This window comes from Streptomyces sp. NPDC005811, assembly GCF_040630405.1.
In the GTDB taxonomy this organism is placed as follows: Bacteria; Actinomycetota; Actinomycetes; order Streptomycetales; family Streptomycetaceae; genus Streptomyces.
Genome location: NZ_JBEXXK010000046.1, coordinates 68,095 through 92,524, shown reverse-complemented (window position 1 = coordinate 92,524; position 24,430 = coordinate 68,095). Strand labels below are relative to the sequence as shown.

The 24,430-nt window shown below is 72.4% G+C and carries 24 protein-coding genes and 1 riboswitch; of the genes, 19 read left to right on the top strand and 5 right to left on the bottom strand.

Annotated elements, in window-relative coordinates:
• Positions 1 to 29: 29 nt before the first annotated feature.
• The 8 genes from ABZ490_RS37850 (at position 30) to ABZ490_RS37815 (ending at position 9,410) form a co-directional block, all read left to right on the top strand.
• Complete coding sequence (locus tag ABZ490_RS37850) at positions 30 to 1,175, top strand: extracellular solute-binding protein (RefSeq protein ID WP_359001024.1); 1,146 nt, start codon at positions 30 to 32, stop codon at positions 1,173 to 1,175.
• Entirely contained in the window at positions 1,172 to 2,068 is an 897-nt protein-coding gene (locus ABZ490_RS37845; RefSeq protein ID WP_359001021.1) for an ABC transporter permease subunit, read from the top strand. Before ABZ490_RS37850 ends, ABZ490_RS37845 begins: the two co-directional genes overlap by 4 nt.
• Positions 2,056 to 2,868, top strand: a complete 813-nt coding sequence (locus tag ABZ490_RS37840) for an ABC transporter permease subunit (RefSeq protein ID WP_359001018.1) — start codon at positions 2,056 to 2,058, stop codon at positions 2,866 to 2,868. The genes ABZ490_RS37845 and ABZ490_RS37840 overlap by 13 nt, the downstream gene beginning before the upstream one ends.
• A gap of 3 nt (positions 2,869 to 2,871) precedes the next feature.
• A complete protein-coding gene (locus ABZ490_RS37835; protein WP_359001015.1) occupies positions 2,872 to 3,945 on the top strand; it encodes an ABC transporter ATP-binding protein in 1,074 nt (357 codons plus the stop codon).
• Between the two features lie 43 nt (positions 3,946 to 3,988).
• Complete coding sequence (locus tag ABZ490_RS37830; protein ID WP_359001012.1) at positions 3,989 to 5,458, top strand: HAD-IA family hydrolase; 1,470 nt, start codon at positions 3,989 to 3,991, stop codon at positions 5,456 to 5,458.
• A gap of 97 nt (positions 5,459 to 5,555) precedes the next feature.
• Positions 5,556 to 6,650 carry an MFS transporter gene (locus ABZ490_RS37825; RefSeq protein WP_359001009.1) on the top strand — a complete coding sequence of 365 codons (1,095 nt, stop codon included), beginning with the start codon at positions 5,556 to 5,558 and terminating at the stop codon, positions 6,648 to 6,650.
• A 217-nt stretch (positions 6,651 to 6,867) separates the two neighbouring features.
• Positions 6,868 to 7,647, top strand: coding sequence for a carbon-nitrogen hydrolase family protein (locus tag ABZ490_RS37820; protein WP_359001006.1), 780 nt, complete (start codon positions 6,868 to 6,870; stop codon positions 7,645 to 7,647).
• 44 nt (positions 7,648 to 7,691) lie between these two features.
• Positions 7,692 to 9,410, top strand: coding sequence for an NAD(P)/FAD-dependent oxidoreductase (locus ABZ490_RS37815; protein ID WP_359001004.1), 1,719 nt, complete (start codon positions 7,692 to 7,694; stop codon positions 9,408 to 9,410).
• A gap of 32 nt (positions 9,411 to 9,442) precedes the next feature.
• Here ABZ490_RS37815 and ABZ490_RS37810 read toward each other — a convergent pair whose 3' ends face one another.
• Positions 9,443 to 10,153 (bottom strand): DUF5995 family protein, encoded by a 711-nt coding sequence (locus ABZ490_RS37810; protein WP_359001001.1) that lies wholly within the window; start codon positions 10,151 to 10,153, stop codon positions 9,443 to 9,445.
• A gap of 130 nt (positions 10,154 to 10,283) precedes the next feature.
• Positions 10,284 to 11,663: a solute carrier family 23 protein gene (locus ABZ490_RS37805; RefSeq protein ID WP_359000997.1), complete on the bottom strand. Its 1,380-nt coding sequence runs from the start codon at positions 11,661 to 11,663 to the stop codon at positions 10,284 to 10,286.
• Between the two features lie 131 nt (positions 11,664 to 11,794).
• On the opposite strand from ABZ490_RS37805, the gene ABZ490_RS37800 reads away from it, so the two are divergent.
• Complete coding sequence (locus ABZ490_RS37800) at positions 11,795 to 12,253, top strand: thioesterase family protein (protein WP_359000995.1); 459 nt, start codon at positions 11,795 to 11,797, stop codon at positions 12,251 to 12,253.
• Here ABZ490_RS37800 and ABZ490_RS37795 read toward each other — a convergent pair.
• Entirely contained in the window at positions 12,213 to 13,424 is a 1,212-nt protein-coding gene (locus tag ABZ490_RS37795) for an MFS transporter (protein ID WP_359000992.1), read from the bottom strand. The two genes, ABZ490_RS37800 and ABZ490_RS37795, sit on opposite strands and share 41 nt — an antisense overlap.
• 126 nt (positions 13,425 to 13,550) lie before the next feature.
• On the opposite strand from ABZ490_RS37795, the gene ABZ490_RS37790 reads away from it, so the two are divergent.
• Positions 13,551 to 14,735, top strand: a complete 1,185-nt coding sequence (locus tag ABZ490_RS37790) for an ROK family transcriptional regulator (RefSeq protein WP_359000989.1) — start codon at positions 13,551 to 13,553, stop codon at positions 14,733 to 14,735.
• A gap of 55 nt (positions 14,736 to 14,790) precedes the next feature.
• On the opposite strand, the gene ABZ490_RS37785 is transcribed toward ABZ490_RS37790, so the two are convergent.
• Together ABZ490_RS37785 and ABZ490_RS37780 are read right to left on the bottom strand one after the other, a co-directional pair.
• Positions 14,791 to 15,540, bottom strand: a complete 750-nt coding sequence (locus tag ABZ490_RS37785) for an SDR family oxidoreductase (RefSeq protein ID WP_359000986.1) — start codon at positions 15,538 to 15,540, stop codon at positions 14,791 to 14,793.
• 99 nt (positions 15,541 to 15,639) lie between these two features.
• Complete coding sequence (locus tag ABZ490_RS37780) at positions 15,640 to 16,524, bottom strand: RNA polymerase sigma-70 factor (protein ID WP_359000983.1); 885 nt, start codon at positions 16,522 to 16,524, stop codon at positions 15,640 to 15,642.
• Between the two features lie 217 nt (positions 16,525 to 16,741).
• Positions 16,742 to 16,872, top strand: a riboswitch (FMN riboswitch).
• 149 nt (positions 16,873 to 17,021) lie between these two features.
• Here ABZ490_RS37780 and ABZ490_RS37775 point away from each other — a divergent pair.
• From ABZ490_RS37775 to ABZ490_RS37735, 9 genes are all read left to right on the top strand, one after another.
• Positions 17,022 to 17,630, top strand: coding sequence for a riboflavin synthase (locus tag ABZ490_RS37775; RefSeq protein WP_359000980.1), 609 nt, complete (start codon positions 17,022 to 17,024; stop codon positions 17,628 to 17,630).
• On the top strand, positions 17,627 to 18,268 hold the full coding sequence (gene pnuC / locus ABZ490_RS37770) for a nicotinamide riboside transporter PnuC (RefSeq protein ID WP_359000977.1): 642 nt from the start codon (positions 17,627 to 17,629) through the stop codon (positions 18,266 to 18,268). Before ABZ490_RS37775 ends, pnuC begins: the two co-directional genes overlap by 4 nt.
• A complete protein-coding gene (locus ABZ490_RS37765; RefSeq protein WP_359000974.1) occupies positions 18,265 to 19,554 on the top strand; it encodes a bifunctional 3,4-dihydroxy-2-butanone-4-phosphate synthase/GTP cyclohydrolase II in 1,290 nt (429 codons plus the stop codon). Before pnuC ends, ABZ490_RS37765 begins: the two co-directional genes overlap by 4 nt.
• Before the next feature lie 25 nt (positions 19,555 to 19,579).
• Positions 19,580 to 20,065, top strand: a complete 486-nt coding sequence (gene ribH / locus ABZ490_RS37760) for a 6,7-dimethyl-8-ribityllumazine synthase (protein WP_359000971.1) — start codon at positions 19,580 to 19,582, stop codon at positions 20,063 to 20,065.
• 34 nt (positions 20,066 to 20,099) lie between these two features.
• A complete protein-coding gene (locus ABZ490_RS37755; RefSeq protein ID WP_086760055.1) occupies positions 20,100 to 20,372 on the top strand; it encodes a phosphoribosyl-ATP diphosphatase in 273 nt (90 codons plus the stop codon).
• Positions 20,373 to 20,420: 48 nt separating this feature from the next.
• The gene (gene hisG / locus ABZ490_RS37750; protein ID WP_359000966.1) at positions 20,421 to 21,275 is read left to right on the top strand and encodes an ATP phosphoribosyltransferase; all 855 of its coding nucleotides are present in this window, start codon (positions 20,421 to 20,423) and stop codon (positions 21,273 to 21,275) included.
• 26 nt (positions 21,276 to 21,301) lie between these two features.
• Positions 21,302 to 21,784 carry a PH domain-containing protein gene (locus ABZ490_RS37745; RefSeq protein ID WP_359000963.1) on the top strand — a complete coding sequence of 161 codons (483 nt, stop codon included), beginning with the start codon at positions 21,302 to 21,304 and terminating at the stop codon, positions 21,782 to 21,784.
• Between the two features lie 206 nt (positions 21,785 to 21,990).
• On the top strand, positions 21,991 to 23,340 hold the full coding sequence (locus tag ABZ490_RS37740) for a hemolysin family protein (protein ID WP_359000960.1): 1,350 nt from the start codon (positions 21,991 to 21,993) through the stop codon (positions 23,338 to 23,340).
• Positions 23,337 to 24,422: a hemolysin family protein gene (locus ABZ490_RS37735; RefSeq protein WP_359000957.1), complete on the top strand. Its 1,086-nt coding sequence runs from the start codon at positions 23,337 to 23,339 to the stop codon at positions 24,420 to 24,422. The genes ABZ490_RS37740 and ABZ490_RS37735 overlap by 4 nt, the downstream gene beginning before the upstream one ends.
• Positions 24,423 to 24,430: the final 8 nt, after the last annotated feature.

The following is a 24,430-nucleotide window of genomic DNA, read 5'->3' as shown; positions in this document are numbered from 1 at the left end:
CGCACCTCCGCGCGTCCCCTGGAGAAGCTGTGACCGTGTCCCTGCCGAGAACCGCCGCCCTCGGTGTCATCGCCGCCCTCGCCCTGAGCGCCTGTGGCGCCGCCCCCGACGACTCCACCACCACCGCCGACGGCAAGAACGCCGCCACGGCCACCTCCGCAGCCGACTTCGGGGGCCTCGACGCCCTGGTGAAGGCGGCGAAGAAGGAGGGCAAGCTCAACGCCATCGCGCTGCCCCGCGACTGGGCCAACTACGGCGCCCTCATCGACGGCTTCGAGAAGAAGTACGGCATCAAGATCGCCGTCGAGAACCCGGACGGCTCCAGCCAGGACGAGATCAACGCCGTGACCTCCCGCAAGGGCCAGGACCGCGCGCCGGACGTCCTCGACCTCGGCAGCTCCTTCGCCCTGAGCGCCGCCCAGCAGGGCCTGCTCGCGCCGTACAAGGTCGCCTCGTACGCCGACATCCCCGAGGGCCAGAAGGACGCCCAGGCCCGCTGGTACAACGACTACGGCGGCTACATCTCCATCGGCTGCGACGCCAAGCGCGTCAAGACCTGCCCGACCACCTTCGCCGACCTGCTCAAGCCGCAGTACAAGGGCCAGGTCGCCCTCAACGGCAACCCCACCAAGTCCGGCTCCGCCTTCGGCGGCGTCTACGCGGCGGCGCTCGCGAGCGGCGGCTCCTTCGACGACATCCAGCCCGGCCTCGACTTCTTCGCCAAGCTGAAGAAGAACGGCAACTACACGCCCGTCGAGTCCACCCCGGCCACCGTCGAGAAGGGCGAGACCCCGATCAGCATCGACTGGGACTACCTCAACGCCGGGTACGCCGACGAGTTCCAGTCCAAGGGCGTCGACTGGAAGGTCGCCGTCCCGACCGACGGCCAGTTCTCCCAGTTCTACTCCCAGGCCATCAACAAGGACGCCCCGCACCCCGCGGCCGCCCGCCTGTGGCAGGAGTACCTCTACAGCGCCGAGGGCCAGAACCTCTGGCTCAAGGGCTACGCCCGCCCGGTCCTGATGACCGCCTTGGAGAAGGCCGGCACCCTCGACAAGACCGCCGCCGCCAAGCTGCCCGAGGTCTCCGGCACCCCCGCCTTCCCGACCGAGGACCAGCAGAGCAAGGCCAAGACCGTGCTCGGACAGGGCTGGGCGAAGGCCGTCTCCGGATGACGGCCACCGCCGTACGGGTCGACTCGGCGCCCGCCGCTGCGGTGAAGCGGCGGCGCCGGTCGCTCGGCTGGCTCGCGGTCGTCCCGCTGCTCGCCTTCACCGCGCTCGCCTTCGGGCTGCCCGCCCTGGCCATGCTCGACGGCGCGTTCACCGCCAAGGACCCGGCCACCGGCGCCACCTCCTACACCAGCGGCAATCTGACGGCCTCGCTCCAGGGGGCGTACCTGACCGCCCTGCTCGGCAGCGTCAAGCTGTCGGCCGTCTCCGCCGCCCTCGGCGCCCTCCTCGGGCTGCCGCTCGCCCAGGCCGTCGTCACCTCCCGGTTCCGCGCCCTGCGCGAGGCCGTGCTCACCGCCTCCGGAGTGCTCGCCAACTTCGGCGGCGTCCCGCTGGCCTTCGCCTTCGTCGCCACCCTCGGCAACGCGGGCGTCCTCACCCGGCACCTGGGCCTGACCGACCAGGGCTGGGACCTGTACAGCTTCTGGGGCCTGGTGATCGTCTACCTGTACTTCCTGATCCCGCTGATGGTCCTCACCATCACCCCGGCCCTGGAGGGCCTGCGCACCCAGTGGCGCGAGGCCGCCCAGAACAACGGCGCGACCCCCGCGCAGTACTGGCGGCACGTGGCCCTGCCCGTGCTGCTGCCCTCGCTGCTCGGCGGACTCGTGCTGCTGTTCGGCAGCGCCTTCGCCGCGTACGCCACGGCCGCCGCGATGGTCGGCAGCTCCATCCCGCTGGTCACCCTCCAGATCGCCGACGCCATCTCCGGCAACGTCCTGGTCGGCCAGGAGAACGTGGCGCTCGCCCTCAGCCTCGACATGGTCCTGGTTGCCGGCCTGGTCATGGCCGTGTACCTGCCCCTGCAACGGAGGAGCGCGCGATGGCTCGCCTGACCCTGTGGCGGTGGGGCGTCCTCGGCCTCGCCGGGCTGTACTTCCTGGTCCCGCTCGCCGCGTCCGTCGTCTTCACCGTCGACGTGCCCGGCCAAGGGGTCACCTTCGACGCCTACACCCAGATCTTCTCCACCGACGGCTTCACCTCCAGCCTGCTGCTCTCGCTGGAACTGGCCGCCGCCACCATCGCCGTCGTCCTGCTGCTGATGGTGCCCGCCATGGTCGCGCTGCGGCTCGGCGCGCCCCGGCTGCGACCGGTCGTCGAAGTGGTGTGCTCACTGCCGCTGGTCGTCCCGCCGATCGCGTTCGTCGCCGGCATCGGGACGGTGCTCAAGTGGGGGCCCGAACACCTCTCCCGCACCCCGCTGTTCCAGACCTTCGTGGCGATCCAGAACCCGGACTTCCCCGTCGTGCTCGTCCTCGCGTACGTCGTGATGGCGCTGCCGTTCGTGTACCGGGCCCTGGACGCCGGTCTGCGCGCCGTCGACGTCCGCACCCTCGTCGAGGCCGCCCGCAGCTGCGGCGCCGGCTGGCCGCAGGCGCTCGTCCAGGCCGTGCTGCCCAATCTGCGCGGGGCCCTGCTCAACGCCTCCTTCCTCACCCTGGCCCTGGTGCTCGGCGAGTTCACCGTGGCCCAGCTGCTGGGCTTCCAGCCCTTCGCCGTGTGGATCGTGAACGTCAGCGGCTCGCAGGCCCAGCTCTCCGTCGCCGTGTCCGTGCTCAGCCTGCTCGTGACATGGGTCCTGCTCCTCGCGCTCGCCGGTGCCGGCGGGCGTACCCGAACCGCATCCCGGGGATGAACCATGACCGTGACCGCGCCCGACAAGACGGCGACGACCGCAGCCACCGTGGAATTCCGCGGCCTGCGCAGGGAGTTCGGGACCACCGTCGCCCTGGACGGACTCGACCTGACCGTCCGCCCCGGTGAACTCCTCGCCCTGCTCGGCCCCTCCGGCTGCGGCAAGACCACCGCGCTGCGCATGCTCGCCGGGTTCGAGCACCCCGACTCCGGCGAGGTGCTGATCGACGGCGAGGACGTCACCCGGGTCCCGGCCCACCGCCGCGACGCCGGGATGGTCTTCCAGTCGTACAGCCTCTTCCCGCACCTCGACGCGCTCGACAACGTGGCCTTCGGCCTGCGCATGCGCAAGGTGCGCACCTCCGAACGGCGGGCCCGGGCGGCCGAGCTGCTGGACCTGGTCGGCCTCGCCGACAAGGGTGGCCAGTACCCGCACCAGCTCTCCGGCGGCCAGCAGCAGCGCGTCGCCCTGGCCCGCGCCCTCGCCCTGCGCCCCCGGGTGCTGCTCCTCGACGAACCGCTGTCCGCGCTGGACGCCAAGGTGCGGCTGAGCCTGCGCGAGGAGATCCGCCGGCTCCAGCAGGACCTCGGCATCACCACCCTGTTCGTCACCCACGACCAGGAGGAGGCCCTGTCCATGGCGGACCGGGTCGCCGTGATGCACGCCGGGCGGCTGGAACAGTGCGCGCCGCCCGCCGAGCTGTACGGCCGGCCCGCCACCGCCTTCGTCGCCGAGTTCGTCGGCACCATGAGCCGGATCCCCGGACGGCTCGCCGACGGCGGCGTCGAGGTGCTCGGACAGCGGCTGCCCGTCGACGGACCCGTGCCGGCCGGCCCGGGCGTCGAGGTGCTGGTGCGGCCCGAGGCGGTCGGCGTGCGCGCCGACGGCGACGGGGACGCGCGCGTGGTCGCCACGTCCTTCCTGGGCGCCGCCGTCCGCGTCACCGTCCGGCTCGCGGACGGCACCGAGGTGAAGGCCGACCTGCCCGCACACGAGGCCGGCGGCCTCGGCGCCGGGACGGCCGTCACCGTGTCGCTGCCCGAGCGGCCGGTCCTGGTCGCCGAACGTACCCCCTGATCCCCCCTCCCCCCTCCTCCCTCCGCGCAGAAAGAGAGTGACCGTGACGCGACTCCCGCTCCAGGCCGTCCTGTTCGACATGGACGGCACGCTCGTCGACACCGAGCGGCTGTGGTGGGAGGCGGTGGAAGGCGTGGCCGGCCGGGCCCTGACCGAGGCGGACCAGCCGGAGGTGCTCGGCCGGCCCGTGGAGCACACGGCCGACTGGCTGGCCGCGACCACGGGCCGGCCGGCCGCGGACCTCGCCGACACCCTCCACCGGGAGTTCGCCGACCGGGTGCGCACCGGCATCGTCCCCCGCCCCGGCGCGCTCGCCCTGCTCGACGCCCTGGCCCGCGACGGCGTGCCCACCGCCCTGGTCACCGCGTCCCCCCGGGCCGTCGCCGACACCGTCCTCGAAGCGCTCGGCGCCCACCGCTTCGCGATCTCCGTGACCGCCGACGACACCGAGCACACCAAGCCCGCCCCCGACCCCTACCTCGCCGCCTGCCGCGCCCTCGGCGTCCACCCCTCGGCCTGCGTGGCCGTCGAGGACACCGAGACCGGGGTCGCCTCCGCCGAGGCGGCGGGCTGCGCCGTCCTCGCGGTGCCCTCGCTCGCCCCCATCGGAGCCGCCCCCGGCCGGACCGTGCTGACCAGCCTGGAGGACGTGACCCCCGAGCGGCTGCGCGCCCTGACCCCGCCGCGGCTGCGGGTCATGACCTGGAACCTCTGGTACGGCGGCACCAAGGTCCACGACCACCGGGCCAAGCAGCTCAAGGCGATCACCGAGACCGAGGTGGACGTGGTCGGCCTCCAGGAGACGTACGGCGGCGCCGCCGGGGAACTCGCCGAGGCGCTCGGCTGGCACCACCACCGGGCCGGCGACAACCTCGGCGTGATCAGCCGCCACCCGATCACCGCCGTCCTCGGCGACCCGGACGTGGGTTTCTACGGGGCGGCCGGGGTCCGGCTCGACGTGGCCGGCACCGAGGTCGACGTCTGGACCGTCCACCTCGACTACACGCCGTACGGCCCCTACGAGGCGGCCTTCGACGGGCTGCCGGCCGACGGCCTGATCGCCCACGAGGAGGTGCGGCTCGCCCAGCTGCGGGACGCCCTGCGCCGGCTCGACCCGGCGGTGCCGGTCGTCCTCGTCGGCGACTTCAACAGCCCTTCCCACCTCGACCGGCCGGACGTGGCCTGGCCGGTGACCCGGGCGGCCGAGCGGGCGGGGCTCGCCGACTCCTACCGCGAGGCCCACCCCGACCCCGTACGGGAACCCGGACACACCTGGTCGCCGGTGCACGCCGAGCACGAGGACGGCAGCGGCCGCCCCGAGCCCCAGGACCGGATCGACTTCGTGCTCCACCGGGGCGGTCTGCGGGTGCTGGACTCGCGGACGTACGTCAGCGGCGACCCCCGCCCCTGGCCGGACGTCGAGGACAACGACTGGCCCTCCGACCACGCGGCGGTGGTCACCACCTTCGCCGTCCCCGGAGAACGGCTGGGCACCGAGCCGGACGGTGTCTAACATCGAGGGCATGACCTGGCGACATTGATCCACGACCGCCCCCGGCACCCGTCGGCTGACCGCCACGCTCCACGCGTACGCGTTCCTCGACGAGTTCGTGCTGCTCTACCCGGTGTACGCGCTGCTGTTCGCGGACACCGGGCTGTCCGTCGGACAGATCTCCTCCCTGTTCGTCCTGTGGTCGCTCACCGGTGTTCTCCTCGAGGTCCCCTCCGGCGCCTGGGCCGACGCCGTCTCGCGTCGGCTGCTGCTGTGGCTGGGCCCGCTGCTGGGCGGCGCCGGCTTCGCCCTGTGGGTGCTCTTCCCGTCGTTCTGGGCCTTCGCCGCCGGATTCGTCCTGTGGGGCGTCCGCGGAGCGCTGGGTTCCGGTGCGCTGGAGGCGCTGGTCTACGAGGAACTGGAGCGGCTCGGCGCGGCCGACCGGTACGCGGCTGTCATGGGCCGGGCCCACGCGGCGGGCCAGGTGGCCGTGATGGCGGCGATGGGCCTGGCCGGCCCGGTCTTCGCGTGGGGCGGCTATCCCGCGGTCGGCGCGGCGAGTGTCCTGGCCTGTCTGCTGTGCGCCGCGACGGCGACCCGCTTCCCCGAACACCGGACCGCCACGGAAGCCGACGAGGGCTGGGCGGGGACCCTGCGGGCCGGGCTGGCCGACGCCCGCCGCGACCGTTCGGTGCGCGGCGCCCTGCTGCTCGTCCCGGCCGTGGCCGCGGTGTGGGGCGCCCTCGACGAGTACACCTCCCTGCTGGTCCGGGACACCGGTGTGCCCGAGGCGGCCGTCCCCTACTGGCTGATGCTGATCTGGGCCGGGGTCACGGCCGGCAGCCTGCTGTCCGGCCCCGCCGAGCGGCTGGGCCCGAGGGGGCTCGCCACCCTCCTCACCGGCTCCGCGCTGGCCCTGGCCGCCGGCGCCCTCACCGGCACCCCCGCCGGTATCGGCCTGGTCGCCCTCGCCTTCGGTGGCTTCCAGCTCGCGACCGTCGTCGCCGACGCCCGCCTCCAGCGGCGCATCGACGGCACCGGCCGGGCCACCCTGACCTCGGTCGCGAGCCTCGGCACCGAGGTCCTGACCATCGGGGTCTACGGCGCGTACGGCGCCCTCGGTTCCACCTTCCCGCACGGCACGGTGTTCGCGCTGTGCGCGGTGCCGTACCTGGTGACGGCGGTGGCCGTGGCCCGGGGGAGGGGCCGGTGAGGGGCCGGTGAGGGCGTCGGCGAGGGGACCGACGAGGGGACCGGTGAGGGCGCGCAACGAATCGCCGCGCGGCCGTCGGCGCACGCAACGAATCGCTCCTGGGCGCGCAACGGCTCCTTCTTGTCCGGCCGGAGCGCCCGACCGTACCGTCTAGTAGGCCCCCGAAACGCTCCGGGCGGCCCCCCCCGAACCCCCCTTCGCCCGGTGAGGACCCCGCATGCGCACAGCCCTGCTCCAGAGCTCCGGCCGCCCCGGCGCGGTCGTCGAGAACCTCAAGGTCCTCGACGAGGCCGCGGGCCGGGCCGCCGCCGCGGGGGCCGGGCTGCTGGTCGCACCGGAGCTGTTCCTCACCGGCTACGCGATCGGCGACGACATCGCGCGCCTCGCCGAGCCCGCCGACGGCGACTCCGCCGACGCGATCGCCGAGCTGGCCGCCCGGCACGGGCTCGCCGTCGCCTACGGCTACCCGGAGCGCTCCGGCGAGACGGTGTACAACTCCGCGCAGCTGATCTCCGCCGACGGCACCCGGCTCGCGAACTACCGCAAGACCCATCTCTTCGGCTGCTTCGAGCACGACCACTTCGCCCCGGGGGAGCGGCCCGTCGTCCAGGCCGAGCTGGGCGGGCTCACCGTCGGCCTTCTGATCTGCTACGACGTCGAGTTCCCGGAGAACGTCCGGGCCCACGCCCTGGCCGGCACGGACCTCCTGCTCGTCCCGACCGCGCAGATGCACCCGTTCCAGTTCGTCGCCGAGTCGATGATCCCGGTGCGCGCCTTCGAGAACCAGATGTACGTCGCCTACGTCAACCGGGTCGGCCGGGAGGGCGAGTTCGAGTTCGTCGGGCTCTCCACCCTCGCCGGTCCGGACGGGGTGGCCCGCGCCCGCGCCGGACGCGGTGAGGAACTGGTCCTCGCCGACACCGACCCCGTGGCCCTCGCCGCCTCCCGCGAGGCCAACCCGTATCTGCGGGACCGGCGTCCCGAGCTCTACGTCTGAGCCCCCGAACCTTCCTGTCGTAAGCCGCAAGGAGCCCTCACCCCATGACGTCCATGGTGCCCAACGCCGTCGAGCACACCGACGAGCCGCAGCAGCCCCCGATCACCATGTTCGGCCCGGACTTCCCGTACGCGTACGACGACTTCCTCGCGCACCCGGCGGGCCTCGGCCAGATACCGGCGACCGAGCACGGCACCGAGGTCGCGGTCATCGGCGGCGGACTGTCGGGCGTCGTGGCCGCGTACGAGCTGATGAAGATGGGCCTGAAGCCCGTCGTGTACGAGGCCGACCGGATCGGTGGCCGGCTGCGGACCGTCGGGTTCGACGGCGCCGGCGCCGAGGGGCTCACCGCCGAGATGGGCGCGATGCGCTTCCCGCCCTCGTCCACGGCCCTCCAGCACTACATCGACCTGGTCGGGCTCAAGACCAGTCCCTTCCCCAACCCCCTCGCCGAGGCGACGCCTTCGACCGTCGTCGACCTCAAGGGCGAGTCCCACTACGCCGAGACGATCGACGACCTCCCGCAGGTCTACCGCGATGTCGCGCAGGCCTGGAACAAGTGCCTCGAAGAGGGCGCCGACTTCTCCGACATGAACCGCGCGATGCGCGAGCGGGACGTGCCGCGCATCCGCGAGATCTGGGCGAAGCTCGTCGAGAAGCTCGACAACCAGACCTTCTACGGCTTCCTCTGCGACTCCGAGGCCTTCAAGTCGTTCCGGCACCGGGAGATCTTCGGCCAGGTCGGCTTCGGCACCGGCGGCTGGGACACCGACTTCCCCAACTCCATCCTGGAGATCCTCCGCGTCGTCTACACCGAGGCCGACGACCACCACCGCGGGATCGTCGGCGGCTCCCAGCAGCTGCCGGTGCGGCTGTGGGAGCGCGAGCCGGAGAAGATCGTCCACTGGGCGTACGGCACCTCGCTGGCGAGCCTGCACGAGGGCGGCGAGCCCCGCCCGGCCGTGACCCGGATGCACCGCACGGCCGGCGACCGGATCACGGTGACCGACGCGCACGGCGACATCCGCACCTACCGGGCGGCGGTCTTCACCGCCCAGTCCTGGATGCTGCTGTCGAAGATCGACTGCGACGACTCCCTCTTCCCGATCGACCACTGGACGGCGATCGAGCGCACCCACTACATGGAGTCGAGCAAGCTCTTCGTGCCCGTGGACCGGCCGTTCTGGCTGGACAAGGCCGTCGACGACAGGGGAAATCCGACCGGCCGGGACGTCATGTCGATGACGCTCACCGACCGCATGACGCGCGGGACCTACCTGCTCGACGACGGTCCGGACCGGCCCGCCGTCATCTGCCTCTCCTACACCTGGTGCGACGACAGCCTGAAGTGGCTGCCGCTGTCCGCGAACGAGCGGATGGAGGTCATGCTGAAGTCGCTCGGCGAGATCTACCCGAACGTCGACATCAGGAAGCACGTCATCGGCAGCCCGGTGACCGTCTCCTGGGAGAACGAGCCCTACTTCATGGGCGCGTTCAAGGCCAACCTGCCCGGCCACTACCGCTACCAGCGGCGCCTGTTCACCCACTTCATGCAGGACCGGCTGCCCGAGGAGAAGCGGGGCATCTTCCTCGCCGGCGACGACATCTCCTGGACGGCGGGCTGGGCCGAGGGCGCCGTCCAGACCGCGCTCAACGCGGTCTGGGGCGTGATGCACCACTTCGGCGGTGCGACCGACGCGACCAACCCGGGCCCGGGTGACGTGTACGACGAGATCGCCCCGGTCGAGCTGCCGGAGGACTGAGCGGACCGAGCGGACCGGGCGGACCGGGCCCTTCAGTCCCGCAGGGGCGTGAGCAGCATGCGCCCCGCGAAACCCACCGCCGTGTCGAGGCGTTCGGTGAACTCCCCGGCGACGTCGGGCAGCCGGCGCAGCGCCCACAGCGCCCGGGCCGCCGTCCAGGTGGCGTCCCGGGCCCGCTCCAGGCTCCAGGAGCCCAGCAGATGGGTGAGCGGATCGGCGATCTGGAGCAGGTCGGGGCCCGGCATCAGCTCCTCGCGGATGCGTTCCTCCAGCGCGACGAGCAGATCCCCCACCTGCTCGTACTCGTCCGCCAGATCGGCCGGTTCACAGCCGAGGTCACGGCAGGCGTCCACGACGGCGAGTGCCAGGTCGTGCCCGATGTGGGCGTTGATGCCGGCGAGGGCGAACTGGAGCGGCCGTACGCCGGGATGGCGGCGCATCTGGAACAGCGGGCGCCAGCAGGCGGGCGGGCGCCGGTCGCTCAGGGCCGCGTCCACCGCGGCCAGATAGCGTTCCGCGAACCGCAGGTCCAGGGTGCGTGCGGCCCGCGCGTCCGGGAAGCGGCCCGTGTCGATCCGCCGGTCGACCTCCTGGGTCACGGCGAGGTAGACCCGGTTGAAGACCGCGATCCCGTCGGGGGCCGGCAGGGCCGCGTCCAGGGCCCGCATCCGGGCGATCACGTCGTGCACGCTCGCGTCGGACGCCGGGTCGACGGCCGGGGTGAACTGTTCCGTTTGCGGCATGGGGGAAGGGTGACAGCCCAGGGCCGCCCCGCGCGTCGGCGGGCCGGGCGCTTCCCCGGAACGGGGGAACGGGCCCGCCGCGCGGGAGCCGGGAAGGTGCCGGCAGGTCACCGGCCGCGCACCGCCGGGGCTACGAACCGTCCTCGTCGTAGGAGCTGGTCCCCTCGTCCAGGAGCGGTTCCTGCGTCTTCAGGTGCGCCGGGGCGAAGGCGCGCAGGGCGTGGTAGCCGGTGATGACGACGAGCGTGCCGAGCGCGATGCCGCTCAGCGAGAAGGTGTCGGTGAACGTCATGGTCACGTTGCCGACGCCGATGACGATGCCGGCCGCGGCCGGGACCAGGTTCAGCGGATTGCGCAGGTCGACGCCCGCGTTGATCCAGATCTGGGCGCCGAGCAGGCCGATCATGCCGTAGAGGATGACGGTGATGCCGCCGAGGACCCCGCCCGGGATCGCGGCGACGATCGCGCCGAACTTGGGGCACAGACCGAACAGCAGGGCGAATCCGGCGGCGGCCCAGTAGGCGGCCGTGGAGTAGACGCGGGTCGCGGCCATCACCCCGATGTTCTCGGAGTAGGTGGTGTTGGGCGGGCCGCCCACCGCCGTGGACAGGACCGAGCCGATGCCGTCGGCCGCGATCGCCGTGCCCAGTTTGTCGTCGAGCGATGCGCCGGTCATCTCGCCGACCGCCTTGACGTGCCCGGCGTTCTCCGCGACCAGTGCGATCACGACCGGCAGCGCGACGAGGATCGCCGACCACTGGAAGGACGGGCCGTGGAAGTCCGGCAGCCCGACCCAGTCCGCCCTGCCCACCCCGGAGAGATCGAGCCGCCAGTGGTCGGTGACCCTGCCGCTGCCGTCGGCCGCGTGGATCCGCCCGAAGATCCGGTCGAACGCCCACGAGATGCCGTAGCCGAAGAGCAGCCCCAGGAAGATCGCGATCCGGGACCAGAAGCCGCGCAGACAGACCACGGCCAGGCCGGTGAACAGCATCACCAGCAGGGCCGTCCACTGGTCCTGCGGCCAGTAGGTGGAGGCCGTCACGGGGGCGAGGTTGAAGCCGATCAGCATCACGACCGCGCCGGTCACGATCGGCGGCATCACCGCGTGGATGATCCGCGCCCCGAACCGCTGCACGGCGAGCCCCACCAGGAACAGCGCGACACCGACCACCAGCACCGCGCCGGTCACGGTGGCGCTGGTGCCGCCCTGCGCCCGGATGACCGCGGCCACGCCCACGAAGGACAGGGAGCAGCCCAGATAGCTGGGCACCCGGCCGCGGGTCGCGAGCAGGAAGATCACGGTCGCGACGCCGGACATCATGATGGCGAGGTTGGGGTCCAGACCCATGAGGACGGGCGCGACGAACGACGCGCCGAACATCGCCACCACGTGCTGGGCGCCGAGCCCGACCGTGCGGGGCCAGGTGAGCCGCTCGTCGGGCCGGACCACCGCGCCGGGCGCCGGGGTGCGTCCGTCGCCGTGCAGTTTCCAGCGGACGCCAAGATCCATGGTGCGGTATCGCTTTCGCTCGTACGGGTGCAGGTTCCGGATCATTCTCACCCGCGAACGGAAGGTGAGCGACCGCTTAGCGACCCCGTACGATGGTGTCGTTGTCCCATACATGCACAGGAGCCCCGCCCGTGACCGCCGAAGCCCCGATCGCCCCCGCCCTGTCGTACGGCCGGCTGATCCCCGTCACCGTCCACTTCGACGACCTCGACGCGCTCGGCATGCTGCACAACGCCCGCTACCCGCTGCTGGTCGAGCGCGCGTGGACCGAGTTCTGGGAGGCGAACGGCGTCCGCTTCGAGGGTGACTGGGCGGCCGCCGGGGACGCCTGCAACGTGGTCAGGGAACTGCTCATCTCCTACGACGCCCCGGTCACCCGCAGCGGCGCGTACGCCGTCCACCTGTGGCTGGAGCGGCTCGGCGGCACCGGGCTGACGTACGGCTTCCGCCTCTGCTCGGCCGACGGCGCCGCGACGTACGCGCGCGGCACCCGGGTCCTGGTCCGGCTCGACGCGGCCACCCTGCGGCCGACGCCGTGGAGCGAGGGCTTCAGGGCCGCGGGTCGGGCACTGCTGCGGCCCGCGGACTGACCTTCGCCCCGGTCCGCCCGCCGCCGCGCAGCACACCCGCGAACACCGCGAGCCCGCACGCCAGCAGCGTCACCACGCCGAACGACACCACCAGGCTCGTCGCCTGCGCCACCCCGCCGATCAGGCTCGGGGCGATCAGCCCGGAGGTGTACGTGATCGTCGCGACGCCCGCGATGGCCTGACTGGGGTTGGGTCCGCTGTGCCCGGCCGCGGCGAAGCACAGCGGGACGACCACGGCGATCCCGAGCCCCATCAGCCCGAACCCGGCCATCGCCACCGCGGGATGCCCGGCGAACACGATCAGCAGCCCGCCCAGCGCGGCCAGCACCCCGCCCGCCCGCACGGTCCGCACGGCGCCGAAGCGGTTCACCACCGCGTCGCCCACGAGCCGGGCCGCCGCCATGGTCAGCATGAAGCCGGTCGTGCAGGCCGCCGCGAGCCCGGCCGAGGTCTCCAGCTGATCGCGCAGATAGACGGCCGACCAGTCCAGGCTCGCCCCCTCCGCGAACACCGCGCAGAACCCGACCGCGCCGATCAGCAGGGCCGAGCGCGGCGGCAGCGCGAAGCGCGGCGGCGGCTCCTCGTCCTCCTGCGGCCGCAGGTCCGGCACCCACCGGCAGGCCAGCAGGCCGAGCGCGGTGAGGACGGCGGCCGCCAGCGCGTGGTGCACGCGCGCGTCCGCGCCCAGATGCGCCGCGAGCGTCCCGCCCGCCGAGCCGATCAGCGCCCCGGCGCTCCACATGCCGTGCAGCCCCGACATGATCGACTTCCCGAGCAGCCGCTCCACCTCCACGCCGAGCGCGTTCATCACCACGTCGGCCATGCCCGAGGTCGCGCCGTAGGCGAACATCGCCAGGCACAGCGTCAGCAGGTTCGGCGCGAGCGACGGCAGGGTGAGGGAGAGCGTCCACAGCGAGATCAGCAGGCTCAGGGCCGTCCGGGAACCGAGGGTGTGCGCGATCCGGCCGGCCAGCGGCATCGAGCAGGAGGCGCCGAACGCGGTGAAGGCGAGGGCGAAGCCCAACTGACCCGCGCTCACCCCCGCATGGTCCTGGATCCACGGCACCCGGGTCGCGAACGAGCCGGTCACCGCGCCGTGCACGGTGAACACGGCCGCCACGGCGTACCGGGCGCGCCGTACCGGGGACGGTACGTGGACCACTTCGTTCATTCTTCCGCCCCTCCCGGCCGTGCACCGCTCGGGTGCGGTGCCGCCGTAAACTATCAGGAACCCTGCCTGATAAAAAGAGAGCGCTCTCGGACCGGCACTCGTCCGGCCCGTGGGAGGATTCCCCGCATGCCCGCATCGCCGCGCACCGCCCGGGCCATCAACGACCGGCTGGCCCTGCAACTGCTCCAGGACGAAGGCCCGTTGACGGCGGGACGGCTGAAGGAACTCACCGGCCTGTCCCGGCCGACGGTCGCCGACCTCGTCGAACGTCTCACGGCCGCCGGACTGATCGAGGTCGCCGGGGAGGCGGGGGAGCAGCGGCGCGGCCCCAACGCCAAGCTGTACGGCCTGGTCGCCGACCGGGCCCAGCTGGCCGCGCTGGACGTGCGCACCGAGGGGGTCGCCGTCCGGGTGTCCGACCTGGTGGGCCGGGTACTGGCGGAGGCCTCCGTGCCGATCGCCGGTGACATCGGCACCGGTCCGGCCGTGGAGCAGGCGGTGACGCTCGTCGAGCGGACCGTGAAGGAGGCCGGCGTCGACCGGCTGCACACCGTCGGCATCGGCGCGCCGGGGCTGATCGACCCGGCCGGGGGAGAGCTGCGCAACTCCATCGGCCTGCCTGAATGGCACCGGAGGCTGGTGGCGGCCCTTCAGGAACGCTTCCCGCACGCGCGCGTGAGCGTCGAGAACGAGACCAACCTCGCCGCCCTCGCCGAGCAGCGGGAGGGCGCGGCCCGGGACCGGGACACGTTCGTCCTGCTCTGGCTCGGCCACGGCACCGGCGCCGCCGTCGTCCTCGACGGCACCCTGCGCCGCGGCGCCTCCGGCGGTACCGGGGAGATAGGTTTCCTTCCGGTCCCGGGCACGGACGCGCTCCCCTCCGCCGCGGACTGTGAGGGAGGTTTCCATTCCCTGGCCGGCTCGGCGGCGATCACGGCACTGGCGGCGCGGCACGGGCTGACGGCGGGGCCGGAGGGCGAGGAGCCGCCCGGGGCGGCCGTGGTCCGGGAGGCACTGGAGCGGGGCGACGCCATGGGACCGGCTTCCTTCCTCGACGCCCTCGCCGACCGCGTCGCGATCGGGGCCGCCTCGGTAGTGGCCGTCCTCGACCCCGGGTGTGTGGTCCTCGGGGGCGAGATCGGGCAGGCGGGTGGGCCGGAGCTGGCGGGACGGGTGGCCGAGCGGCTCCGCCGCATGACGCCCCTGCCCACCGAGGTCCGGCCCGGTCTGCTCGGCGGCACGGCGGTCCTGCGCGGAGCCCTCCTCACCGCCCGGGAGTCCGCGCAGGAGGAACTCTTCGGCACGCCGTGAGGCGCGCGCGGCGGTGGCCGGCCGGAGGCCTACCGGCCCCACGCGCGCGTGCCGTTCACCGGGCCCTGCGCGTGCGTGCCGTCAGGTAGTCCTCGAACGTTCCCTTCCCCACGGCCCGTTCCGGTGCCAGGTGGCCGCCCTCCCGGAACGCCCGGTACGCCGCGCCGAAGAGCGGCAGGTTCAGCACCCGGCGCCGCTTGCCGCTCGCCTTCAGATAGGCGCGGGCCAGCGACTCGAACGTGCGGACCTCGGGTCCCGCCATGTCCTCGACGCGCCCCGCCGGAGCCCCGGCCGCCAGTTCCGCGAGCCGGTCGGCGACCTCGGCCACCTCCACCGGCTGGTCGCTCACCCCGGCCGGCAGCACCAGCACCGGCACCTTGGCCAGCGCCTCCAGCACCTGGAGCACCAGATCGTGGAACTGGGTCGCCCGCAGCACGGTCCAGCCCAGCCCCGAGTCCGCCACCAGCCGCTCCACGGCCAGCTTCGCCCTGTAGTAGCCGAACGGCACCCGGTCCACCCCGACGATCGAGATGTACACGAGGTGCCGTACCCCCGCCCTCCGGGCCGCCGCGATCAGCTGCGCGGCCGCCTTCTCGTCGCCTCCGCGCGGGGTGCTCGCACAGTGCACCACCGTGTCCACCCCGGTCAGGGCCGCGTCCAGCCCCGGCCCGCCCTCCCGCAGATCGACGGCGTACGGCCGGCTGTGCCGGCTCAGCACCCGCACCTCGTGCCCGTCCGCCCGCAGTCGGTCGGTGACGAGCCTGCCGAGGGTTCCGGTACCGCCGGTCACCAGGATCGTGGTCATGCCGTTCAGCTCCTTCGGACACCGGGGCGCTCCCGGACGGACACGCCCTTCACCCGCTGAGACCACGTGGCGCCCGCCGTATGTGACAGACCCCCGCGCTCACGCGAGCTGACGTCGTACGAAGTCCAGCTTGTCCGGGTTGAGCACCGCCCGCAGGCCGGTGATCCCGTCCGGGCCGCAGTCGAAGCCGATCGCGGCCACCAGGATGCCGCCGTCCAGGGCGAGCAGCCCCGGCGCGCCGTTGAGCTCGACGGCGGTGTACGTGAAGCCGGCCGCGAAGCTCCGCGAGCCGCCGGCCAGGAACCGCAGCACCCTCTCGCGCCCCTCGATCGGCCGCCGGGCCGCGCTGACCCGGCCCCCGCCGTCGCTCCACCAGGTCACGCCGGCCGCGAGGATCCGCTCCAGACCGGCGAGGTCGCCGTCCCGGGCCGCCGTGAGGAAGGAGGCGACCAGTTCCTCCCGCCGCCGCACGGGCACGTCGAAGCGGCCTTCCCCGGCGGCCAGCCGCCGCACCGCCCGCCGGTACAGCTGGCGGCAGTTGGCCTCGCCCAGATCGAGCGCCCCGGCGATCTCCCGGTGGCCGTAGCCGAACGCCTCCCGCAGCACGTACACCGCCCGCTCGGTCGGTGTCAGCCGCTCCAGCAGCACCAGCAGCGCGAGCGACACGGCGTCCCGCTGCTCGGCCGACTCCAGGGGGCCGAGCGTGCCGTCGGAGGTGACCACGGGCTCGGGCAGCCAGGGCCCGGCATAGCGCTCGCGCCGTGCCCGCGCCGAGGTCAGCCGGGTGAGACAGAGATGGGTGACGGTCTTCGCCAGCCAGGCCGCCGGGTGGGTGATCGCGGTGCGGTCGGCCCCGCTGAAACGCAGATACGCGTCCTGGACCGCGTCCTCGGCCTCCTCGGCCGACCCCAGCATCCGGTACGCGAGCCCGAACAGCCGTGGCCGGTGCGTCTCGAACTCGTCGGCGCTCGCGATCGTCGTCATGGGCTCACCCTGTCAGAGCCCCGCTGGGAGGCCCGGCGACGGGCAAGGGCCGTCGTCACCGCCGCCGGACGCACCCGACGACCCTAAGAGGACTAGACCAATTGGTCATTAGGTCCGGACCAGCCGTCGGGTGTGCCCTCTGCATCTGTGAGCGAGCCCACATACTTCGCCCGTATGGACCACGATCGGGCGTGGCACACTGGCCCTGTACCTAAAGCAGCGCACTCCGGGGTCGGTGAAAGTCCGAACCGGCGGTTACAGTCCGCGACCCGGTCACTTCCAGTGGCCGGTTGACCAGGTGAAATTCCTGGACCGACGGTTAAAGTCCGGATGGGAGGCAGTGCGCGGCGGGCGGGCATTCGTGCGCGCCGCCGTCTGTGTACTCGTCCATGCGGACGAGTCTGTCGGCGTCGCCCCCCGATATCCCCGCTCGTGTCTGCTGTCGTCATCGACAGGCCCCGGAGTCCGTGCCCTAACGAGGCAGGAGGACCCGGGAAGTGTTCACCGGAATCGTCGAAGAACTGGGTGAGGTCACCGCCGTCGAGAATCTCGGCGACGCCTCCCGTTTCCGGCTGCGCGGCCCCGTCGTCACCGACGGCGCGAAGCACGGCGACTCCATCGCCGTGAACGGGGTCTGTCTCACCGTCGTCGAACACGAGGGCGACGAGTTCACCGCCGACGTCATGGCCGAGACCCTCGACCGCTCCAGCCTCGGCGCCCTCGCCGTCGGCTCCCGCGTCAACCTCGAACGCCCCACCGCCGTCGGCGCCCGTCTCGGCGGGCACATCGTGCAGGGCCATGTCGACGGCACCGGGCAGGTCCTGGAGCGCAGGCCCTCCGAGAACTGGGAGATCGTCAAGGTCTCCCTCCCGGCCGGGCTCACCCGGTACGTCGTCGAGAAGGGGTCCATCACCGTCGACGGCATCAGCCTCACGGTCGTCGAGGCCGGCCCCGACTTCTTCACCGTCAGCCTCATCCCGACCACCCTCGACCTGACCACGCTCGGCCTGAAGCAGCCCGGCGACCCGGTCAACCTCGAGGTGGACATCGTCGCCAAGTACGTCGAGCGCCTGCTGACCACCACCCAGCAGGGAGCGGGCCGGTGAACTGGCTGAACTCCGAAGCGTTCGTCGCCTTCGACCAGCACATCATCTGGTCGGACATGATCGGCAACATCCTCGGCCTGATCACCCTCGCCCTCGGCTGGCGCCGCTCCCTGCTGACCTGGCCGGTCCAGTTCCTCTCCGGCCTGGTCCTGTTCACCGCCTTCTACGGCCACCTGGCCGGCAGCGCCGGCAAGCAGGTCGTCGTCATGGTCGTCGCCCTGTACGGCTGGTGGCAGTGGAACCGCGACAAGGGCCGCTCGGGCGACGGGCACATCGTCCCGCGCTTCGCCACCTGGACCGAACGCGCGGCCATGCTCGGCGCCGCCGCCCTCGGCACGGTCGCCGTGGCCCTGCTCTTCAAGGCCTACCCGTCCCTGTCCTGGGACCCCTGGCCGGACGCCTACATCTTCGTCGGCACCATCGTCGCCATGTACGCCCAGGCCCGCGGCATGGTCGAGTTCTGGATCGCCTGGCTCCTCGTCGACCTGGTCGGCGTCCCCCTCAACTTCGCCAACGGCTACGCCTTCTCCGGCTTCGTCTACGTCATCTACGGCGCGCTCGTCCTGTGGGGCATGCGCGACTGGTGGCTGCGCTCCCGCAAGGCCGCGCACCCCACCCTGGAAGGAGCGCCGGCATGAGCACGGCACCGATCCTGTACAGCACCGACGGCCTCGACGACCTCACCCTCGACCCCGTCGAGCAGGCCATCGCCGACATCGCGGCCGGCCGCCCGATCGTGGTCGTCGACGACGAGGACCGCGAGAACGAGGGCGACCTCGTCATCGCCGCCGAGAAGGCCACCCCCGAGATCATCGCGTTCATGATGAGCGAGTGCCGCGGCCTGATCTGCGCCCCCATGGAGAGCGACGAACTCGACCGGCTGAAGCTCCCTCAGATGGTCGAGGACAACACCGAGTCGATGAAGACCGCCTTCACCGTCTCCGTCGACGCCTCCGGGGCGCACGGCGTGACCACCGGCATCTCCGCCGCCGACCGCGCCACCACCCTCCGGCTCCTGGCGAGCGGCGACTCCGAGCCGACCGACTTCGTCCGCCCGGGCCACATCTTCCCGCTCCGCGCCCGCTCCGGCGGGGTCCTGACCCGCAACGGCCACACCGAGGCCGCCGTCGACCTCGCCCGCCTCGCCGGACTGCGCCCGGCCGGCGCGATCGTCGAGATCGCCGGCGAGGACGGCCGGATGCTCCGGCTGCCCGAACTGATCCCGTTCGCCCGCAAGCACGGCCTGACGATCATCTCCATCGAGGACCTGATCGCCTACCGCCGGAGCGCCGAACCCACCGTCCGCCGCGAGGCCGAGACCCGGCTGCCCACCGTCCACGGCACCTTCACCGCGTACGGCTACCGCTCCACCGCCGACGGCGTCGAGCACGTCGCCCTCGTCCACGGCGAGCTCGGCGACGGCGAGGACGTCCTGGTCCGGATCCACTCCGAATGCCTCACCGGCGACATCTTCGCCTCCCAGCGCTGCGACTGCGGCCCCCAGCTCGACGCCTCCCTGGAACGCATCCAGAGCGAGGGCCGCGGCGTCGTCGTCTACCTGCGCGGACACGAGGGGCGCGGCATCGGCCTGCTGTCCAAGCTGCGGGCCTACGAGCTCCAGGAACAGGGCCACGACACCCTCGACGCCAACCTGGAACTGGGCCTGCCCGCCGACGCCCGCGACTACGGGGCGGGCGCGCAGATCCTCACCGACCTCGGCGTGCGCAGCGTCCGTCTGATGACCAACAATCCCGAGAAGAGCGACGCGCTCGTCCGGCACGGCCTGAAGGTCACGGACCGGGTGCCGATGCCCGTCCAGGCCGGCGAGCACAACATCCGCTACCTGCGCACCAAGCGGGACCGGATGGGACACGACCTGCCCTGGCTGGACACGGCCCCCGTGTCCCCCTGCGGCAACCAGTAAGCCAAGAAACACCTCTAGGAGAGACGTGAGCGGCAAGGGCGCACCGGAACTGTCCGTACGCAATGTGGGTGACCTCAGGGTCGCCGTCGTCGCGGCCCAGTGGCACGAGAAGGTGATGGACGGTCTGGTCGACGGCGCGCTGCGCGCCCTGCACGACCTGGGCATCGACGAGCCGACCCTGCTCAGGGTCCCCGGCAGCTGGGAGCTCCCGGTCGTCGCCAAGGTCCTCGCGGGCCGCGGCTACGACGCGATCGTCGCCCTCGGTGTCGTCATCCGCGGCGGCACCCCGCACTTCGAGTACGTGTGCGGAGGCGTCACCCAGGGCCTCACCCAGGTCTCCGTCGAGACCGGAGTCCCCATCGGCTTCGGCGTCCTCACCTGCGACACCGAGGAGCAGGCCCTCGACCGGGCCGGCCTGGAGGGCTCCAACGAGGACAAGGGGCACGAGGCCGTGACCGCCGCCGTGGCCACCGCGGCCACCCTCCGCTCAGTATCTGAACCCTGGAGGTAGGCGGCCCGGCATTACGGCTAGGGTGGGACGCACCATGTCCAAGAAGACGTTCGAGGAGCTCTTCACCGAGCTCCAGCAGAAGGCCGCCACCGGCGACCCCGCCACCTCCCGCACCGCCGAACTCGTCGGGAAGGGCGTCCATGCCATCGGCAAGAAGGTCGTCGAAGAGGCCGCCGAGGTCTGGATGGCCGCCGAGTACGAGGGCAAGGAGGCGGCCGCCGAGGAGATCTCGCAGCTGCTCTACCACGTCCAGGTGATGATGGTCGCCCGCGGAATCTCGCTGGACGACGTCTACGCCCACCTGTAAGACCTGATTCCGACCCACACCCACTCTCACGCGAAGGAAGCCGACCTCATGCTGCGCATCGCCGTCCCCAACAAGGGTTCCCTGTCAGGCCCTGCGGCGGAGATGCTGCATGAGGCCGGCTACCGGCAGCGCCGCGAGTCCAAGGAACTGCGGATCGTCGACCCGGCCAACGAGGTCGAGTTCTTCTACCTGCGGCCCCGCGACATCGCGATCTACGTCTCCTCCGGCAAGCTCGACATCGGCATCACCGGCCGCGACCTGCTGATCGACTCCGGGGCCCACGCCGAGGAGATCCTCCCGCTCGGCTTCGCCCGCTCCACCTTCCGCTTCGCCGCCAAGCCGGGCACGGCGGACGGCGTCCAGGACCTCAAGGGCCGCACCGTCGCCACCTCCTACGAGGGCATCGTCGAGGGCCACCTCGCCGAGCACGGCATCGACGCCTCCGTCGTCCACCTCGACGGCGCCGTCGAGACCGCCATCGAGCTGGGCGTGGCCGAGGTCATCGCCGACGTCGTCGAGACCGGCACCTCGCTGCGCAACGCGGGCCTGGAGGTCTTCGGCGAGCCCATCATGAAGTCCGAGGCCGTCGTGATCCGCCGCACCGACGCCGAGCCCGACGAGGCCGAGACCAAGGTGCAGCAGTTCCTGCGCCGCCTCCAGGGCGTCCTGGTCGCCCGGACCTACGTGATGATGGACTACGACTGCCGGGTCGAGCAGCTGGAGAAGGCCGTCGCGCTGACCCCCGGCCTGGAGTCCCCGACCGTCTCCCCGCTGCACAACGAGGGCTGGGTCGCCGTCCGCGCCATGGTCCCCGCCAAGGAGGCGCAGCGGATCATGGACGACCTGTACGACATCGGCGCCCGCGCCATCCTCACCACGGCGATCCACGCCTGCCGCCTCTGACCACGACCACGACCTCCACCGGGAACATGTCCGATCTTCCGGGCAGCGAGCTGCCCACCCTTCCCGTCACCTTCCGGCCGGGCCGCACCCGCGCGGTGCTGCTCTCGGCCGGGGTGGTGATCTTCCTCGTCATCTCCGGCGTCGCCCTGCTGCTGGAGAAGCTCGGCCCGGGGGAGCGGCTCAGCTTCGTCGTGACCGGCGCCCTGATCTTCTGGGTACTGGCCCAGCTCGCGCGCGTCCGGGTCGCCGCCGACGACGGCGGGGTCACCGTGGTGAACATCGCGAGCAGGCGGCGGCTCGACTGGGCCGAGATCATCCAGGTGAACCTCCGTCCGGGCGACCCCTGGGTGTTCCTGAACCTCACCGACGGCACCAGCCTGCCCGCGCTCGGCATCCAGCCCGGCATCGACAAGCAGCAGGCCATCAGGGACGCCCGGGCCCTTCGCGCCCTCGTCGAGGCCCGCTCGGTCCGGGACCCCGAGACGCCCACCGGGCAAGATCGGGGCTGACTCGGGGCCGTCGCCCCTGCCGCTCAAGGCCCTGTCTTGATTAATCTGGTGACGGAGGCGTTCCCTTTGTGCCTCCACCCCTGTGGTGCCCTGCCGGTGCACAGGGGTTTCCTGCTACCCGAGGAGTGACCCTCTCCGGCGATGGACGGTTCGTCCTGTAGTACCTGCGCCGCCCCCATCCGGCACGTTCCGGAGGTGGCGGCATCATGACCATCCCCTTGCTGCTCCTGGCAGCCGCGTTCCTGCTCATCCTGGCCAACGGCTTCTTCGTGGCCGCCGAGTTCGGCCTCGTCACGGTCGAGCGGCCGGAAGCGGAGAAGGCCGCCGCCGAAGGCGACAGACGAGCCGGTACGGTCGTGGAGTCCCTCAAGGAGCTGTCCTTCCAGCTCTCCGGCACCCAGCTCGGCATCACCATCACCTCGCTCGTCGTCGGCATGCTCGCCGAACCGGCGCTCGCGGAGCTGCTGCACACCCCGTTCACCGCGATCGGCCTGCCCGAGGGCGCCGTCTCCGGTGTCGCCGTGGTCGTCGGCATGCTGCTCGCCTCCGCCGTCCAGATGGTGGTCGGTGAACTCGTGCCCAAGAACTGGGCGGTGTCCAGGCCCCTCCAGGTCGCGCGGTTCGTCGCCGGCCCGCAGCACGCCTTCTCCCGTCTGTTCAGGCCGGTGATCTCGGTGCTCAACACCGTCGCGAACCGGCTGGTGCGCGCCCTCGGCGTCGAGCCGACCGAGGAGCTGGCCTCGGCCCGCACCCCCGGTGAACTCGTCTCCCTGGCCCGCCACTCCGCCCAGGCCGGCGCCCTGGAACAGGACACGGCGGACCTGTTCGTCCGCACCCTGTCACTGGCCGAGCTGACCGCCCAGCATGTGATGACCCCCCGGGTGAAGGTCAGCGCCCTGCAGTCCTCGGCCACCGCCGAGGACGTGGTCAATCTGACCCGGGCCACCGGCCTGTCCCGTTTCCCCGTCTACCGCGAGAAGATCGACGAGATCGTCGGCATGGCCCACCTCAAGGACGCCCTGGCCGTCCCCGTCCAGGACCGGCTGCGCACCCCCGTCGCCCGGATCGCCCGTCCGGCGCTGCTGGTGCCCGAGACCCTGCCCGTCCAGCCGCTGCTGGCCCGGCTGCGCATCGAGCAGCCCATCGCCGTCGTCGTCGACGAGTACGGCGGCACGGCGGGCGTGGTCACCCTGGAGGACATCGTCGAGGAGATCGTCGGCGAGGTCCGCGACGAGCACGACGGCCAGGACACCCCCGAACTGGCCGCCGCCCCGCCCGAGGAGGGCAAGCCCGCCTGGGACGTCGACGGCAGCTGCCGGGTCGACACCCTCCAGCGCATAGGCCTGGAGGTGCCCGAGGGACCGTACGAGACGGTCGCGGGCCTCGTCGCCGACCTGCTCGGACGCATCCCGGCCGTCGGTGACCGGGCGGAACTGCCCGGCTGGCGGCTGTCCGTGCGCCGCGTCGGCCACTACCGGGCCGAACGGATCCGGCTGGTCCACGTCGGCCGGCTCGGTCAGGCCGCGGCGGCCCAGGCCGCGGAGGCCGCCCGATGAGCGTCCTCCAACTCGTCTTCGCCGCGCTGCTCGTGCTGGCCAACGGCTTCTTCGTGGGCGCCGAGTTCGCGCTCGTCTCCGTGCGCCGCAGCCAGATCGAGCCCCTGGGCACCGCGCGCGCCCGCCAGGTCCTCCACGGCCTGGAGCGCCTGCCGCAGATGATGGCCGCCGCCCAGTTCGGCATCACCCTGTGCTCCCTCACCCTCGGCGCGGTCGCCGAACCGACCGTGGCCGAGCTGCTGGAACCGTTCTTCGAGTGGATCCACCTCCCGCACGGCATGATCCACCCGCTGGGCTATGTCATCGCCCTGGCCGCCGTGGTCTTCTTCCACCTGGTCATCGGCGAGATGGTCCCGAAGAACCTCGCGATGGCGGCCCCCGAGAAGGCGGCCCTGTGGCTCGGCCCGGGCCTGGTCACCTTCGCGCGGCTCTGCCGCCCGATCACGGTGGCCCTCGGCGCCTGCGCCCAGGCCATCCTGCGGCTCTTCCGCGTCGAGCCCAAGGACGAGGTCGAGGCCGTCGTCACCAGCGAGCAGCTCAACCGGCTGCTGGAGGACTCCGGCCAGGCGGGCCTCCTCGATCCCGAGGAGCAGGAGCGCCTGGAGGACGCGCTGGAACTGGGCTCGCGTCCGGTGACCGACGTCCTCCTCGGACGGGAGTCGCTGATCACGGTGCCCCCGTCGGTCACGCCCGGCCAGATCGTCGAGCTCACCGCCCGCACCGGCTACTCCCGCTTCCCCGTCGCCGCGGAGAACGGCGCCTTCATGGGCTACGTCCATGTGAAGGACGTCCTCGACGTGGAGGACTCCGAGCGGGCGGTGCCCCAGCAGCTGTGGCGCCCGATGACGACCCTGCGCTCGGACCTTCCCCTCGACGACGCCCTGACCGTGATGCGCCGCGCGGCCACCCACCTCGCCCAGGTCGCGGACGCCTCCGGCAAGGTCCTGGGCCTGGCCGCCCTGGAGGACGTACTGGAACTCCTGGTCGGCGAGGTGACGGACCCGGCGCACCGGGAGGTCCCCGAGGTCAGACTGACGGAACCGAGGGCCAGCGGGGAGCCGGAGGAGGCGATGGCCGGCTAACGCGCCGG